The sequence below is a fragment of the Streptomyces sp. NBC_01669 genome, from assembly GCF_026339735.1.
Lineage (GTDB): Bacteria > Actinomycetota > Actinomycetes > Streptomycetales > Streptomycetaceae > Streptomyces > Streptomyces yanii.
Map to the genome: position 1 here is coordinate 916,220 of NZ_JAPEQG010000002.1, position 14,664 is coordinate 930,883.

Genomic DNA, 14,664 nt, shown 5'->3' on the forward strand with positions numbered 1-14,664 from the left:
GCCTTGAGGGCCGCGCAGAAGTCGCCGCACGGCCTCCTCACACTCCGAGCACCTCGTGGAGCAACTCGCCTCCCGCGCCCTCACCAGCGGACAGCGCATGGTCCACGTCCGGCGCGACGAGGACGGGCGGATCGTCGGGGCCGACGGCGAGGACCAGGAGCACCGCACCGACGCCGCTGCCGAGTCGGTCCTGCTCCACTTCTCCTCCCCCGGGCCGCCGCCACCATCGCGGCCTTCCTCCGCACGCGGGTCTACCGGGCCGGAATCCCTGGTGTAACTGGAGGGCTACCAGGCCCTCATCCGCTGGCGAGCCGAGAACGAGATCACCGGCCTGCACGCCGTCCCCTACGACACCGAGACCGACGTCGGCGTCACGAAGGCTTTCCCGCTGGGCAGGTGGGTGCACCAGCAGCGCAAGGCGCTGCGGGCCGGGGAGCTCGAGGAGCGGCGCAAGGAACTGCTGGACGCCGAAGGCATGGTCTGGGAACCCGGAGACGAAGCATGGGAGACAAAACTCGCCGCCCTCCGCTCGTACTACCGCGCACACGGACACCTGGCCCCGAGGCAGGACGCCGTCTGGGGCGAAGAAGACAACGACCTCGTACCCGTGGGGCAGCACATGGCCAACCTCCGCAGAAAAGGCGGCCTCGGCAAGGACACGGAGCGGGCAGCTACCCGGGCCGCGCAGCTCGCCGCCATCGACCCGGACTGGAACTGCGAGTGGCCACTCAACTGGCAACGCCACTACCGCGTCCTCGCCGACCTCGCCGACACCGAACCCGGCGGCGTACCTGCCCAACATCCAACCCGGCGTCACCTACGAAGGTGATGACCTGGGGAAGTGGCTCGCACAACAGCGAAACCCACACACCTGGGCGCAGCTCACCGGCGAGCAGCAGCAACGACTTGCCGGACTGGGAGTAAAACCCGCAGAACAGCCCGCACCCACCCCCGCCAAGGCAGGTGGTGAGCTGTCAGCGGCGTTCCGGCGGGGAATTGCGCCACTCGCGCAATACCTCCAGCGCGAAGGACACGAACGACCGGTACCGAGGAAACACGAGGAACCCATCGAGATCGACAGCCAGCAGCACATCGTGAAACTCGGCGTATTCATCAGCAACACCAAAACCCGACGCAACAAACTCACCCACGAACAGCGCGCTGCGCTCGCCGAGCTCGGGGTGGGGTGGGCGTGAGCGGCCGCAGCAGGGTGGTGAAACCGGACACGTCATACCGACCAGCAACCAACTGACCTGCATCATCGCCAAAAGCGTCAGCCCCAGATCGGCATTCGCGTCACCACTCGAATCACCAACCACAACAAGCTGAACAGAACAAACCCCATACCTGACGCACTGATATCACAATGCCGAACCACCACCGACAAAACCCCACAGATCATCACCCGAGCCCGAGCCGAACAGACCGCAGCGGGCTGACCCCCTGACACTGCTGGACTGCTGGTCAGGGCATCTGTCAGGCTCCGCCTCGTGGAGATTCTCGATGTCTTGACCAACATGGCGAAGACGGGCCGACTGGGCCCGGTGTTCAGCGGAGCCGACTGGAGCGATGTGACCGCAGCTCTCGGCGAGCCGTGGGACATCGGGACGATGAGCCGGAACAGAAAGTGGCCGAGGCTCTTCGCCTACGGAGACCTGGAGCTGAGTGTCTGCCGCTGCCGCAAGGTGTCTCTCATCTGCGTCCAGACCTGGCGTGACGTCGTCGAACTCCCCCCGTCGGTTGTCGGGGGGGACGGGCACCTTCCCGGCAGGGCTCAAGCACGCGGACGTCGTTTCCGCCTTGGACAAGGCCGGCTGTTCCTGGGAGCCCTATCCGCCGCTGACCTTCGGCGAAACCACGGATTCGTTGGTCCGGTATCCCGCGTCACGGGCAGTTGGCAGCCATGCTTCCCACATCGGCTCCAGACCGGCAGAGCTCCGCTGCCGAAGGAAAGTTCACGCCGGGCGCCCGGTCCCGGGGAGCGGACTGTAGCCCGCGGACCAGTCGTTGACCCAGCCGCAACCCGCACATGCGTACCGGCCATCGAGGCCCGCGACCTGTGTCCCGCACTGAGCGCACCCTATAGAGGTGATCTCGGGATGCGGCAGAGACACCTCAGGCCGGCCCGGCCATTCCGATTCCGGGGCAATCGCCATAATCGGAAGCTAGCCCCATGAGCGGCGACGTCAGGGGCCAAAAGCGACACCACCACACCCTCTCTACAGGCGCCAGGAAACCGTTACTTGCAGGCTTGCCCACGGCTGGCGAAGGCTTGCCCACGGGGTCCCGGCAGGCTTGCCCAGGAGCAACAGGAACGTGACCGATGACCGGTCCCTAAATGGTGGATCAGACGAGACGACGGATAAGGAAACCTGCCTCTTTGAGGTTCCCCCGAGATGCGGTGTAAGCGGCAGTTTCCTGGATACCCACCGGTTCTGACCTGCGCAGACGAACGGATCGACGTATCGGGACTGGTACCTGCGCCGGCAGCCGCATTGGAAGCGTGGCCGGTAGCAGCGCAGGTACCGGCGCCGGTAGCAGGTCAGTTGAGAACCTGGACCTCACCGACCCGCGCGGCGAACGCGGTCTGCCGGGTCTCGGTGAACTCTCCGCCGTCACCGAGAGCCGGCGCGGCCCGCTTCACAGTCCAGGTCGCGGTCGCGGTGCCCCGGTACCGGCCACCCTTCCCTGGAACGGCTGGCCCCGTCGCGGCTGTTCTTTCGTGAAGTGCTTACAGACAGTCCGGCACCTGTCCCTGCGTACCGCCCGCCTGCTGACCGGACAGGGCTTGGTACGGAGGTACCGACAAACACCAACATAATCAGGTCCGTGGTGGACTTTCGTAAACATCGGGCACCCGGGAAGTCGCTCGTCCTGGCGGCCCCGGTACCTTCGCATGCCGGGCCGTGTGATCACGGACCTTGCGCCCTGACGGATTTACTGGCCGTGGAACGGCTGGACGATCCACGCTGCTGCGCCGGCCACCATCCCGAGGCGCTCCACACCACCACGTGAGCACGCCACGGACGCCGCCCCCGGACGACGGTTGCCACGGTCATCATCACCGACGCCCCCAAGGCCTGGCCTGTCTCCCAGGCGAACTCGTCCACCAGGCAAACAAGGGAGGCGACCTCCCAGATCTCCCTGAGAAGAACGGACATATCGGCTGGGCTGGGAGGTGCGGACCAACCGGGCACGCCCTGATCGGATGTCAAGCCGCGAGAGCGGTGGGCGGCACGGGCTCGTAGCACCGTCCGTCGCAGAGGAAGCTCCAGAGGACGTCGACGCAGTGTCGGGCAAGGCGTCCTCCATTCGGCCCGCAGTGATTGCCGTAGGGCGGAGTTGGGGGTGGGCTGTCAGAGCGACCAGTGACAGGACGCGGGCGCCAGGGGCGTCACCTGCCGAACGAGCAGGGCCGGCCCGCCGCCGACCTACGCGAGACTTGGAGATTCCCATGGCCTACCGCAAGGGACAGCACGTGGAGTACCGGGACCAGCAGGACGAGCTTCAGCGCGGCGAGATCCGCAGTGCCGAGGGCAGCGGAGCGCAGGCTCGCTACGCCGTCCAGAACGAGGCGACCATGCGCGAAGACAAGGTCAGCGAGAACCAGATCGAGCGGGAGCTGTAGTAACGCCCCTACCGACGCGGCCGCCGTTGCACCGAACCAAAGTGCAACGGCGGTGCTGGATGCCCTGCGACAGCATTGTGAGCCGGAATGCGTGGCCGGAGTGGTGAAGGTGCGCGCCGAGGGGCGGGAGAAGGTGATCTCCATCCTGGCTGGCACCGCCTCGTACCGGCGCCCGGCCACCGAAGGCAAGCATCGGCCGCCTGGCGAACATTCGGGGAGACAACCGCCCAGTGAGTTCCCTGCGGCAGCGGGACGAAAGGGATGTGCACGCAGCGATGGCCGAAGGCGGGCGGAACCCGAGCAAGTTTGGCGTGGACCGGTCGGAGGGGTTTGGTGAGCGGCTGCTGGGTGTGCTGCTGGACCGGACTCACGAGATGCCGCCGCAGCTGATCGCCCCGCTCGTTGCGGAAGAGGTAGCCAGGGTCGGTGGCCGGGACCTCTCGATCCTCTTGCAGGACTACGAACAAATGCTGCTGGTACCGCTGCCGGGCCGTCGGCTGACGGTCGGTGACCCCGAACCGGTCGAGGACTCCCCAGCCGGCGAGGCATTCTTGAGCCGCAAAACGGTAGAGGTACCGCAGGACGGCACCGTGCGGATGTATCTGCCACTGCTGGACGGCAGCGACCAGATCGGCGCGATGGCCGTCACCCTGGACAGCGTCGATGACGACGACCGACGGTTGCTGCGCAGACTCGCCGGCCTGGTCGCCGACATGATCGTCACCAAGGACGCCTACACCGACCTGTTCTTCCAGGCCCGACGCAGCGCCCCGATGAGCGTGGCCGCGGAGATCCAGTGGTCGTTGCTGCCCCCGCTGTCGATGACTGTTCCGCAGGTTGAGGTGGCCGGAATCCTGGAGCCCGCGTACGACGTGGCCGGCGACAGCTTCGACTACGCCCTCAACGGCGACATCCTTCATGTGGCCATGATCGACGCGATGGGCCACGGCCTGGACGCGGCGACCATGGCGACCGTGGCCATCGGCGCCTATCGCCACACGCGAAGGGCCAACACTGGCCTGTCCCAGGTGTACGCGTTCATGGACAAGGCCATCAATGAGCAGTTCGGCCCCGACCACTTCGTCACCGCACAGATGATGTGTCTGAACATCGCCACGGGCCGGATGCAATGGGTCAACGCCGGCCACCCGGCACCACTGCTGATCCGTGACCGCGCCGTGGTGGACCGGCTGGAGAGCCCGACCACATTGCCGGTCGGCTTCGGCGGCGAGCAGCCGGTAGTAAGCGAGCGGACCCTGGAACCCGGTGACCAGTTGCTGTGCTTCACCGACGGCCTGATCGAGGAACACCAAGCCGGCGGGGAACAGTTCGGTGAGGAACAACTCATCGAGTCCACCAACCGGATCCTCCGTGACCACACCGAGGTGAGGCCGGTGGTGCGCGCACTCTCCCACGCCCTCAAACAAGAACGCGGCAACATCACCAGCGACGACGCGACCATCTTCCTCATCGAATGGCGAGGCGGCGACGCCGATCATCTCGCCACCCTCGATTAAGCCGACAACCACCCGCCCCGACGGAGCCGACTGGCTTTGTACGTGAGAACGGGCAGCATTTCGACAGCAGTTCGGGCGGCGGCCGAGCGTCAGTTCCGGTGCGAATGTTCACGGGTTACGACAGCAGCGGAGCTGCCTGTCATTTGCAGCAGTCGCACCCGGGACGGCAGCCACACGCGTCTTCTTCGGCGGCTCGGCCGGGGTCCGCTGTGACGGGGGTGGATGGTGCGCAGCAGCCCTTGCCCTGCCAGGCGTCGCGGCCTTCCTTGACCGCGATGGCAGCGATGACGAGGGCGGCGATCGGGTCGGCCCAGGACCAGCCGAGGGTGGCGTTGAGTACCAGGCCGACCAGGAGGACGGCGGACAGGTACGTGCACAGCAGGGTCTGCTTGGAATCGGCGACGGCAGAGGCGGAGCCGAGTTCGCGGCCGGCCTTGCGCTGGGCGGCCGATAGGAACGGCATGATCGCGAGAGACAGGGCGGCGATGATGATGCCGGGGATGGAGCGTTCGGCCTCGCCGGTGCCCGTCAGCGCGCGTACGGCGTCGACGCTCACGTAGGTGGCGAGGGCGAAGAAGGAGACGGCGATGATCCGCAGTGTGGTCTTCTCGCGGGCTTGGCGTACGGCGTGCTCGCGGGCGGAGAACTGCCAGGCGACCGCGGCGGCGGAGGAGACTTCGATGACGGAGTCGAGGCCGAAGCCGATCAGCGCGGTAGAGGAGGCGATCGTGCCGGCGGTGATGGCGACGATCGCCTCGATGACGTTGTAGGTGATGGTCGCGGCGACCAGCAGCCGTATGCGCCTCGCGAGCGCGTCACGGCGGGCTGGGGACGGCCTGAGGGAGATCGCAGTCATCTCAGCAGCAGTCCTTCGTCTCAGCGTCGGCGCAGGTCTTGTCCGCCTCAACAGCGACCACGGCGTTGCGCAGGTTGTCCAAGGCGTGCCCGAGGCGTTCGTCGGCCAGCTCGTAGCGGGTCCGTCGGCCGTCGGGGACTGTGACGACCAGGCCGCAGTCGCGCAGGCACGCGAGGTGGTTCGACAGCCGGGTGCGGGAGATCCCGAGCGCGTCGGCAAGATCGGAAGGGTAGGCAGGGGCTTCGCGCAAGGCGAGCAGGAGCCGGCAGCGGATCGGATCGGCGAGCGCGCGGCCGAACCGGGCCAGCACCTCGATGTCAGAGGCAACAGTCAGCACACCACGACAGTACACAGGTTCTTGAATTCAGGAAACCGTGAACCCTGGATCACGGGAGCAAACACACAGCGGAGGTGCTGCTCGTTCTCATGTACATCGAGTGCGACCCCACTCAGGTGCTGCTCAACCCGGTGTACATCCGCTGCCGTAACTCGCGTACAAAGCCACCGCACTGAGGTGTGCGGGTCGTGAAGCGGTGCTCCGTATCCACTCGGGCCAGAGTGCATTCCTCCGACAGAGGGATTCGCTGGAACGGTCAGCGGGCCGCTCGCATTCGAAAATCGAACACACGTACCATTCCTGTGTGCCCACGTACGACTTCCCCCAGGACCTCCGCGACGCCCAGCTCGCCCTCCACCAGACCCGCGCCGCATACGAGCAGTACGCCGCCACACTCCCGTGGTCGGCAGAGCCGATGCCTGGCTGGGAGAACGAGAAGCAGCCGTACACCAGCTTCCGCTCCGGCAAGGCCGACAGCCCCGGGTACAGGCCGCAACGGTCGCCGACTTCCAGGAGAAGCTGCGCGAGCTGAGCGCCCTGGTGGCCACACACCCGTACTGGACCACCCTCGACAGCGGGGTGGTGGACGCCCGGATGGCCCTCAAGCACGCACACGAAGCCGCGGACGAGGCGGCGTAGCCATGTCCGACGGGTCGATATCCCGCCTCGACAAGCTCCGGGCCCTTCAGGAGTGGCTGGACTGGCAGTTGCGCCAGACCCGGGGCCGGATCCAGCAGCTCGAGGCCCAGGAGCGGCAGGAGGAGCAGCGGGCGCAGGAGAGGAGCGAGCGGGGGAAGCCGCGGGTCGAGGAGCGGCGTCGCGGGGAGCGGCGCCCGCGTATCCCGGACTGGGGCATCGACGACATCGGTGTCGGCACCCCACGGTCCGAGGTCCACCGTGGCGACTGTTTCGCCGCCGGAAAGCGGCTGCGGGCCATCAGCCGGGAGCAGGCACTCGCCGCTCTCGCTGACGGGGCCCCGCCCTGCGAGGTGTGCCGGCCGGACACTGCGCTCGGCGCGCCGTGATCAGTGCCTGGTCGCAGCATGAAGGCGTGGAACTCCCGATCAGGCGTAGCGCTGGCCCGTGCCGTACCAGTGCTGCCACAGGGGCCGGGCCGGTTATGGACAGGGTTTGCTCCTGTCCGTTGCCCATGTGCGGCAGCGGGCGAGCCGGCGCAGACTCGTCCGTCGAACCTCTGCTGATACTGAGTGCCGGGACATCGACGGGCATGAGACGGAGCGCCGCTCACGGTAGGGCTGCCGCAACTGCTCGGTACCCGAGACCTTCAGTCCATCGAAGGCGAAAGCGCACGGTTCGAGGAATCCGGGACTCGCGCATTCGGCGTGAAATCGTCCGCAGCTCTACCCCTGCGGGCCGGGGCGGAGGGTGCACGGGTGGTGACGATATGCTCACGCGGTGGGCTGGAATCCCCGTCGCGCCGTCGTCGGGGCTGTCGGAGGATCGGGGAAGGAGCCGGTCCGGTCGAGGGCGGGGCCAGGGGAGGCGATGGGATGCGGCAGGCAGGTGTGCTCGATGTCGGGTGCCACAGTGCGCTGCTGACGGTGGTGCGACGGCGCCCGGGTACGGTGCTGGAGCCGGTGTTCTCCCGCAAGGTGCGGCTGAGGCTGCACGAGACCCTCGACCGCAAGGGACGGCTGGACAAGGCCGGCATGAAGAGCGTCGAACGGGCAGTGGCCGAGGCCGTCGCCGCTGACCCGCGTCTGCGCGGGCCGGAAGTGTTCGCGTTCGCAACCTCCATCATCCGGGACGCGCCCAACCGCGACGAGATCATCGCGCGTGTGGCACTCACCACCGGCACCCGCCTTCGCGTGTTGACCGGCGAGGAGGAGGCGCGGCTGGCCTACGTGGCCGCGCGCCAGTGGGCAGGCTCGATGGCCGGGCAGCTGCTGGTCCTGGATATCGGCGGCGGTACTGTAGAGATCGCCTCCGGCACCGGAGACCGGCCCCGCGTCGTCTACTCGCTGCCGCTGGGCGCCCGCAGGATCACCCGGGACTGGCTTCCCGGCGGCACCTCACCATCCCCACGCCGACTGACCGAGGTCCGGCAGCACCTCCGCCGGTCCCTGGAAGCCGTCCCCGGCCTGCCGCAGGCCGAACCGGGCGGGCGGGTGCTGGCCTGCTCCAAGACCTTCGAACAGCTCGCCCGGCTCGCCGCCGCTCAGGGCAAGACACCGCGAGCCGGACGGCAGCTCGCGCTACCCCAACTGCGCACGTCAGTCTCCCTGCTGGCCGCCGCGGGACCGTCCCGCCGTTCCAAGCTGCCGGGCATCTCCCGGCACCGCGCCGAACAGTCCCTGGCCGGAGCCTTGATCGCACAAGCCCTCATGGAAGCCTGCGGGGCCAAGAGCGTCGAGATCTGCCCCTGGTCCACCCGGGAAGGACTGCTGCTCGAACGCCTCGGCGTTGTGCGTGCCGAGAATCTCGTCCGCGCAGGTCATCCCGCTTGCGGCCGTTGCCAGTTGCCACGGCATGATGACCACTCGTGCTCCTGCGTCTCGCTTATCTGACCGTGTCGAATGCCTTCGCCGCGCTCTGGCTGCTCCCGATGAGCGACCGCGCCAAGGACGTCGAGATCCTGGCCCTACGCCGCCAAATCACGGTCCTTGAGCGGCAACTCGGCCCCCAAAGGGTGAGGTTTGCCCCCGAGGACCGGGCCTTCCTCGCCGCGCTCCTGGCACCGCTGCCGCGCCAGGTGCTGCGTCGTCTCCGGCTTCTGGCACGTCCGGACACGGTGCTGCGGCGGCACCACACCCTGGTGAAGCGGCGGCACGCCCGCATCCGCCGCCCCAAGCGGCCCGGACGGCCGCGCACCGTCCGCTCGATCCGGGCGCTGGTCCTGCGCCTGGCCCGCGAGAACAGCGGCTGGGGCTACCGCCGTATCCACGGGGAACTGGCCGCGCTCGGCATCACGGTCGCCCCGTCCACCGTCTGGGAGATCCTCAAGGCCGAGGGCGTCGACCCGGCGCCGGAACGGACCGCCACCACCTGGGCCAGCTTCCTGCACTCCCAGGCCGACGCCCTGCCGGCCATGGACTTCATCGAAACCACCACCCCGACCGGGCAACGGCAGTACATCCTGGCCGTCATCGAGCACGCAACCCGCCCCTTCCGCGTCCTGGGCACCACCGCGCCCCACCGCGGAATGGGTCACCCAGGCAGTCAAAAACCTCGTCATGAACCTTGAGGACGTGGGCGCGCACGCCGCCTACCTGATCCGCGACCGCGACGCGAAGTACCCCGCCCTGATCGACAAGATCCTCGCCGACGCCCACATCCAGAGCGTGTTCACCGGCGTCCGCATGCCAAGGATGAACTCGATCATGGAGAGATGGGTACTCAGCCTCCGCCGCGAACTCCTCGACCGCACCCTCATCTGGAACGCTCACCACCTGCGCCATGCCCTGAGCGAGTACGAGCAGTTCTACAACGAGCACCGCACCCACCGCTCCCCGCAGGCAGCCGCGCCGCCGCGCGCACTCCCCGAAACCATCACCGACCCCAAGCAGATCGCTCGCCTCGACATACGCCGACACGACCGCCTCGGCGGAGTGATCCACGAGTACCAACACACCGCTTGACCTGCACGGACGTGATTCTCGGCACGCACAACCCTCCAGACTTGACGGCTAACACCGTTAGCCGTATGGTGACGACCGCGCGGCTAACACTGTTAGCTCAATCGGATCAGTCCCGACGCGGAAGGACCACCGTGACCACTACCACGACCACCGGCAGCACCCTGCCCGTCGCCGGGCCCGGCCGGCCCACCAGCATCGCAACCGCGCGGACGGCGCACCGTGGCTGACCGCGTGCAGCAGATCACGGCCGCCGCCCGGGAACTGCTCGAGACCGAAGGGCCGGACGCGTTGTCGATGCGGCGCATCGCCGAGCGCGTCGGCATCCGGGCACCATCCCTGTACAAGCACTTCCCCGACAAGGGCGCCGTCGAGGCCGCCCTCCAGGCGCAGGGCATGGCCCAGTTGGCGCAGGAACTGGAGGCCATCGAAGCCGAGATCGGCGTCGAACCGCCCATGCCTGCGCTCGCCCGCGCCTACCGGCAGCACGCCCTCGCCAACCCGCACCTCTACCGCATCACCCACACCCGGCCGCTCGCCCGCACCGCACTGCCCGAAGGGCTCGAGGACCGAGCGGGGATGCCGCTGGTCCGCGCGGCGCACGGCGACATCGACATCGCGCGTTCGCTCTGGGCGTTCGCGCACGGCATGGTCGTGCTCGAACTCGACGGGCGGTTCCCGCCCGGCGCAGACCTGGACGCCGCATGGCGAGTCGGCTGCGAGGCGTTCGCCCATGCCATCCACGCCAAAAGCCAGGGAGACACCGCATGACCGTGATCGCTACGGAGCCGGCCACCGCCACCGCCTCCCGCGCCGCCGGATACACACACGCCGCGGCATGGATCGTCGGGCTCACCATCGCATGGGGCGCCACGCCCGAAGTCAGTGACACACACGCCCGGATCGCGACCGCGTACGCCGACCGGCCGGTCCAGGCGATCGCCCAGGCGCTGCTCGTGCACGGTGTGGCGGCCGCCGGCCTTGTGGTCGTCGGATCCGGACTGCTCGGCTGGGCCCGCCGGACCGGCAACGCTACAGCTCGCTTCGCCGGATGGGCCGGGACGGCCGCGGCCGCACTCGCGTCCGTGCAACTCGTCCTGGAGCTGATCGCGGTGCTCGGAGCCGATCCGGCGTCACCGGGCAGGACCGGGGCACTGTTCGAGGCGGTCCAGCGCGTGGACGGCGTCAAGATGTTCGCGCTCGCCGCGCTCGCCGCTGCTGCCTGCGCGCGGCACGGCTCACTGCTGCGGCGTTGGGAGGCCGTCACCGGCTGGGCCCTCGCCGCCACGATTACCGCGTCCGGCATCGGCTACCTGCTGCTGTCCACCGCCCTGACCCCGATGGCGTTCCTATCACTGCCCCTGCTACTGGTCTGGATCGCCGCGCTCGGCGCAGCCCTCGGCCGCCGGTCCTGAGCCCGGAGCTCCAGCACCGGACCGCTGGGCATCGACACCTCATCGACAACCCGCGGCCCGGTCCGCCCCGCTCTCCGCCCGCAAGGAGACGCTCATCTCCCCGCAGACACCTCCGCAGGCACCATCGGCCTCCACCGGGCACCGACCGTCGCACGCCCCCCGGAACACTCGCTCCCTCACCAGGCGGGCCGCTTCACCGGCATCAGCCACCCCGCGAGGTGGGGAGCAAGAGCAGGTCTGGGGAACGGCCCGAGCATGGGTGGGGAATTTCAAGAATCCTCATCACCCCCTCGTACGTGGCGCTGGGCCGTGCGAATTCGCTGGTCGGCAGAGGGGCCGGTACGGGATGCTGCACGCGTGATCGAGCGAGAAGCCGCCGTTCGGGCTGTCGAAGAACAGCTGGAGCGCGACTATCAGCAGTGGCGGGCTGTGAGTGTGGACGCGATGCGGATGGCTGTGGCCCGTGTCGAGGAGCACGAACTGGTGTGGATCGTCTCCTGGCAGTCCGAGGAGTTCGTACGCACTCGGAACTCGGGGTACATGCTGGTCGGCAATGGGCCGTACCTGGTCGACCGCGTCGACGGGGGACTACACCAGATCGGCGTCGTCTCCGCGGTAACCGGGGAGTGGGAGGCCGACTACCGGGCCCGGATACGTGGGCTGCCGGTGCGTACCGCAGTAGACGATCTACACGATGCGCTATGCGGAGTCGCCGCTACGCGCGGACACATGCATGCTGTGCGGACACTGCGCCAGAGGCTGCCCGTGCTCTCGCCTGCGGAGGCCATCGAGTACGTGAGCGCGTTGCTGGACGGTGATGCGCCCGCGCGCCTCGTGGCCGTCGCCACCAAGGAACTCGTCGAGCCTCTCAACCCGGTACTTGCGGTGAAGACCATTCTGAGTGGAGCGGTGATCCGAACCAGTCAGAGACCCGCCGGATGACTGGAAACAGTCGGCATACCGATCGCGCACCCGGTCCCGTTCCTCGGACGTGGCGAGGAAGACGTCGGCACCACTGTCGTAGGGGTGCCAGGTCACGGACCCGGCGCACGATCAGTCGGGCAGTGACCTGGTCACTCTTTTTGCGGCTCGCGAACGCGGTGTATTCGGGTATCTCGGCGACTTCGGCGTCCGAGATGAGCTCACCGGTCTCGGGGTCGGGCACCGCGGTCGGGTAACTGATCTGCTGCCAGGCATCGTTGGGGATGCCGAGGACGGCCCGCTTGATGGAGGGGTTCATCCCGGTGGTGATCGAAAAGTGGGCGCCGGTCCGGCGGCATGCGGCGATCACCCCGGCGTTGTAGAACTGCGAGTCGGCCCGCAGGATACGGGTCCCGGTCAGCCCTGACCTTCGGCTTCGTCATCATGGCCTCAGAAAAGCGCCAGGCCCTCACTGCTGGTGTCCGCGATGACTGGCCGGAACCGGGTGGGGAGGCCATCCAGGCGGTCGGGTCCGGCCTCAGCCGCCACGGCAGGGGCGGTCTCGGCCAGCCAGGTGCGAAACCGCTCGGCGGCTTCGCGGTAGGGGACTTGCGCCAGGACACGGTGCTCGCCGGAGGGACACAAGTCGACGGCGACAGTGAGCAGGCAGGAACCGGGCGCATTGTGACTGCCGGTCCAGGACACGCGCAGCGCGCCGCAGGGTTTGCGCCCGCGGGAGCCGCGGGGGTCGCGGTGGGTCAGGCGCAGTGATCGGCAGGCTATGTGGGCGGTCCATGCGGCGAGGTGGGGCAGTGGCAGGGTGGTGCGGGTGCGGCAGCCGGGGCAGCGGTGCCAGTGGCGGAGCCAGTCGGCGGTGTGGGTGTGGAAGAGGCGTGTGTAGTGGTTGGCCACGCGGATGTCGTTGCTGTAGAGGTGGTCGGGTCGTTCTTGTGTGTTGCAGGAGTGGCAGACGGGGGCGCGGACGTAGCCGTGTTCGTGGCAGTGGTCGAGTACGGCGGCGGGTGCGGTGCGGCAGATGGCGCAAGTCCACCCAGCCACCTTGCGGGAGGTGCCGGGTTTCCTGCTGAGTACCGAGTACAAGTGGCCTTTCAGTTCCTCGTTGTACGGGCGCAGTGGGGCGGTTAGGCAGTCGGGACTCGTCGTCTGCCGGCCGTCGGCGGCTCGGGCCTGCCAGTGGTGGGAGGGCGACTCGGTGACGGTTGCGCTTGCCTGGCGGGTCCGTGCGGCTTGCAGCCACTGCGTTTCGGTGTGCTCGGCCGCATCCAGCAGTCTGACCACAGCGCGCGGCAGCCACCATGTCCGCGCCGTCCGGTCGCGGGTTTCCTCCACGAATATCCGCCGCCAGTCGATCCCCGCCAGATGGTACGGCCGGCCGCCATCACATCGTGCTGCCCGCTCGGGCTTGTCCAGTTCCTGCAGTTCCCGGGCGATGCGCTGGCGCCATCGCAGCGGCGTTTTCTCGTTGAGCTCCTGCTTCGGCCCGTCACGGAACGGACCGATGCGGACCAGGTCCTGACGGTCCATCTCAACCGCGTTCAGTTCCGCTGCCGCCCGGCGCACCTCAATCTCCGGAACACTCCACTGGCCGCCGCTTGCCTTCACCGTCGCCACCACACGGCCGCCGAGCAGGACGTACCCCGCCCTGGCATTGGCAGGAGAGCAGGTGAACGCCGCAGAAGCCGCCGGCACAGCGCGGCCGGCCGTCAAGCCGGCCCACAGAGCGTCCGCGGCGCCGAAAGTGATCAGGCCGCCCGTACGGCCCGGGATGACACGCTCTGACATACCGACAGGCTAACGGCCGGTCTCCGCAGCACCGCCCGCATCGCCTCCCCATCTGTGACCTCGACAACCGCGCGCGACCACAGACCCACTCCGGCATTGGCGGCCGGGACCAGGCTCGAGGCCGCCGCCCACCGCCAGGCCGCAACCGGCACCTTCAGCCGGCCCGCTGCCTGGTACCCGTCGTACGCCTCACACATCACGACCACTCCGGCGTCCGGGGTCGTGGCCCCTTTCACGAAGGTCTGGCTTACCTTCGAACTGGCGCGTGCGTAGAGCCTGGGTTCCCGCGCCGGACCCGGGCGAGCCCGGCCCGTACCGCTTCAGTCGCTGTCCCCAGAGGGCTGGCGCGGGCGCTTCAGTTCAGGTTCGCGGAAAGCCCACCGCCGACAAGCTCCAGGCGCTGGCCGCCCTCGGGCTGGAGTGGGCGGCGTAGTAGCTGGCGAGTCTGCCGGGGCGGTGGTCCGAAGGGCGTAACCCGAACGGATGTGGAGCTCGGACTGGCAAAGCCTAGCTGGACTCTGGTGTGGGCTCCAGAGCGTCTACGTCTGACGTGGAGCCCTTCAGCAGACCAGTCTCCGCTGCCACCCTTAC

Annotated in this window: 11 protein-coding genes and 2 pseudogenes; 10 read left to right on the forward strand and 3 right to left on the reverse strand. The window is 68.3% G+C overall.

Annotation, left to right across the window (positions count from 1 at the left end; translation table 11 throughout):
- Positions 1 to 37: 37 nt before the first annotated feature.
- The 3 genes and pseudogenes from OG972_RS45220 to OG972_RS45230 form a co-directional block, all read left to right on the forward strand.
- Positions 38 to 1,196 (forward strand): annotated as a pseudogene (locus OG972_RS45220) (helicase associated domain-containing protein); the annotation flags it as partial.
- 2,258 nt (positions 1,197 to 3,454) lie between these two features.
- Positions 3,455 to 3,628, forward strand: coding sequence for a hypothetical protein (locus tag OG972_RS45225; protein WP_266992452.1), 174 nt, complete (start codon positions 3,455 to 3,457; stop codon positions 3,626 to 3,628).
- 275 nt (positions 3,629 to 3,903) lie between these two features.
- On the forward strand, positions 3,904 to 5,145 hold the full coding sequence (locus tag OG972_RS45230; RefSeq protein ID WP_266993018.1) for a PP2C family protein-serine/threonine phosphatase: 1,242 nt from the start codon (positions 3,904 to 3,906) through the stop codon (positions 5,143 to 5,145).
- 139 nt (positions 5,146 to 5,284) lie between these two features.
- Here OG972_RS45230 and OG972_RS45235 read toward each other — a convergent pair whose 3' ends face one another.
- Both OG972_RS45235 and OG972_RS45240 read right to left on the reverse strand, forming a co-directional pair.
- A complete protein-coding gene (locus OG972_RS45235) occupies positions 5,285 to 6,001 on the reverse strand; it encodes a cation transporter (RefSeq protein ID WP_266992454.1) in 717 nt (238 codons plus the stop codon).
- A 1-nt stretch (position 6,002) separates the two neighbouring features.
- Positions 6,003 to 6,338 carry a helix-turn-helix transcriptional regulator gene (locus OG972_RS45240; RefSeq protein WP_266992456.1) on the reverse strand — a complete coding sequence of 112 codons (336 nt, stop codon included), beginning with the start codon at positions 6,336 to 6,338 and terminating at the stop codon, positions 6,003 to 6,005.
- Positions 6,339 to 6,642: 304 nt separating this feature from the next.
- Here OG972_RS45240 and OG972_RS45245 point away from each other — a divergent pair, with 304 nt between their 5' ends.
- The 7 genes and pseudogenes from OG972_RS45245 (at position 6,643) to OG972_RS45275 (ending at position 12,291) form a co-directional block, all read left to right on the forward strand.
- Entirely contained in the window at positions 6,643 to 6,870 is a 228-nt protein-coding gene (locus OG972_RS45245) for a hypothetical protein (RefSeq protein ID WP_266992458.1), read from the forward strand.
- Positions 6,871 to 6,979: 109 nt separating this feature from the next.
- Entirely contained in the window at positions 6,980 to 7,363 is a 384-nt protein-coding gene (locus OG972_RS45250) for a DUF6233 domain-containing protein (protein WP_266992460.1), read from the forward strand.
- Between the two features lie 486 nt (positions 7,364 to 7,849).
- Positions 7,850 to 8,866 carry a Ppx/GppA phosphatase family protein gene (locus OG972_RS45255; protein ID WP_266992462.1) on the forward strand — a complete coding sequence of 339 codons (1,017 nt, stop codon included), beginning with the start codon at positions 7,850 to 7,852 and terminating at the stop codon, positions 8,864 to 8,866.
- Positions 8,842 to 9,937: pseudogene (locus OG972_RS45260) on the forward strand (integrase core domain-containing protein). The gene OG972_RS45255 and the pseudogene OG972_RS45260 overlap by 25 nt, the downstream one beginning before the upstream one ends.
- Positions 9,938 to 10,156: 219 nt before the next feature.
- Positions 10,157 to 10,705: a TetR/AcrR family transcriptional regulator gene (locus OG972_RS45265; protein ID WP_266992464.1), complete on the forward strand. Its 549-nt coding sequence runs from the start codon at positions 10,157 to 10,159 to the stop codon at positions 10,703 to 10,705.
- A complete protein-coding gene (locus tag OG972_RS45270; protein ID WP_266992466.1) occupies positions 10,702 to 11,349 on the forward strand; it encodes a hypothetical protein in 648 nt (215 codons plus the stop codon). The genes OG972_RS45265 and OG972_RS45270 overlap by 4 nt, the downstream gene beginning before the upstream one ends.
- Before the next feature lie 357 nt (positions 11,350 to 11,706).
- Positions 11,707 to 12,291: a YrhB family protein gene (locus OG972_RS45275; protein ID WP_266992468.1), complete on the forward strand. Its 585-nt coding sequence runs from the start codon at positions 11,707 to 11,709 to the stop codon at positions 12,289 to 12,291.
- Between the two features lie 429 nt (positions 12,292 to 12,720).
- Here the strand turns inward: OG972_RS45275 and OG972_RS45280 are convergent, their stop codons facing one another.
- Positions 12,721 to 14,073 (reverse strand): endonuclease domain-containing protein, encoded by a 1,353-nt coding sequence (locus OG972_RS45280; protein ID WP_266992470.1) that lies wholly within the window; start codon positions 14,071 to 14,073, stop codon positions 12,721 to 12,723.
- Positions 14,074 to 14,664 lie beyond the last annotated feature (591 nt).

Coding starts and splice junctions, on each gene's coding strand:
- OG972_RS45225 (WP_266992452.1), top strand. CDS start 3,455: ATGGCCTACCGCAAGGGACAGCACGTGGAGTACCGGGACCAGCAGGAC.
- OG972_RS45230 (WP_266993018.1), top strand. CDS start 3,904: ATGGCCGAAGGCGGGCGGAACCCGAGCAAGTTTGGCGTGGACCGGTCG.
- OG972_RS45235 (WP_266992454.1), bottom strand. CDS start 6,001: ATGACTGCGATCTCCCTCAGGCCGTCCCCAGCCCGCCGTGACGCGCTC.
- OG972_RS45250 (WP_266992460.1), top strand. CDS start 6,980: ATGTCCGACGGGTCGATATCCCGCCTCGACAAGCTCCGGGCCCTTCAG.
- OG972_RS45255 (WP_266992462.1), top strand. CDS start 7,850: ATGCGGCAGGCAGGTGTGCTCGATGTCGGGTGCCACAGTGCGCTGCTG.
- OG972_RS45270 (WP_266992466.1), top strand. CDS start 10,702: ATGACCGTGATCGCTACGGAGCCGGCCACCGCCACCGCCTCCCGCGCC.
- OG972_RS45280 (WP_266992470.1), bottom strand. CDS start 14,073: ATGTCAGAGCGTGTCATCCCGGGCCGTACGGGCGGCCTGATCACTTTC.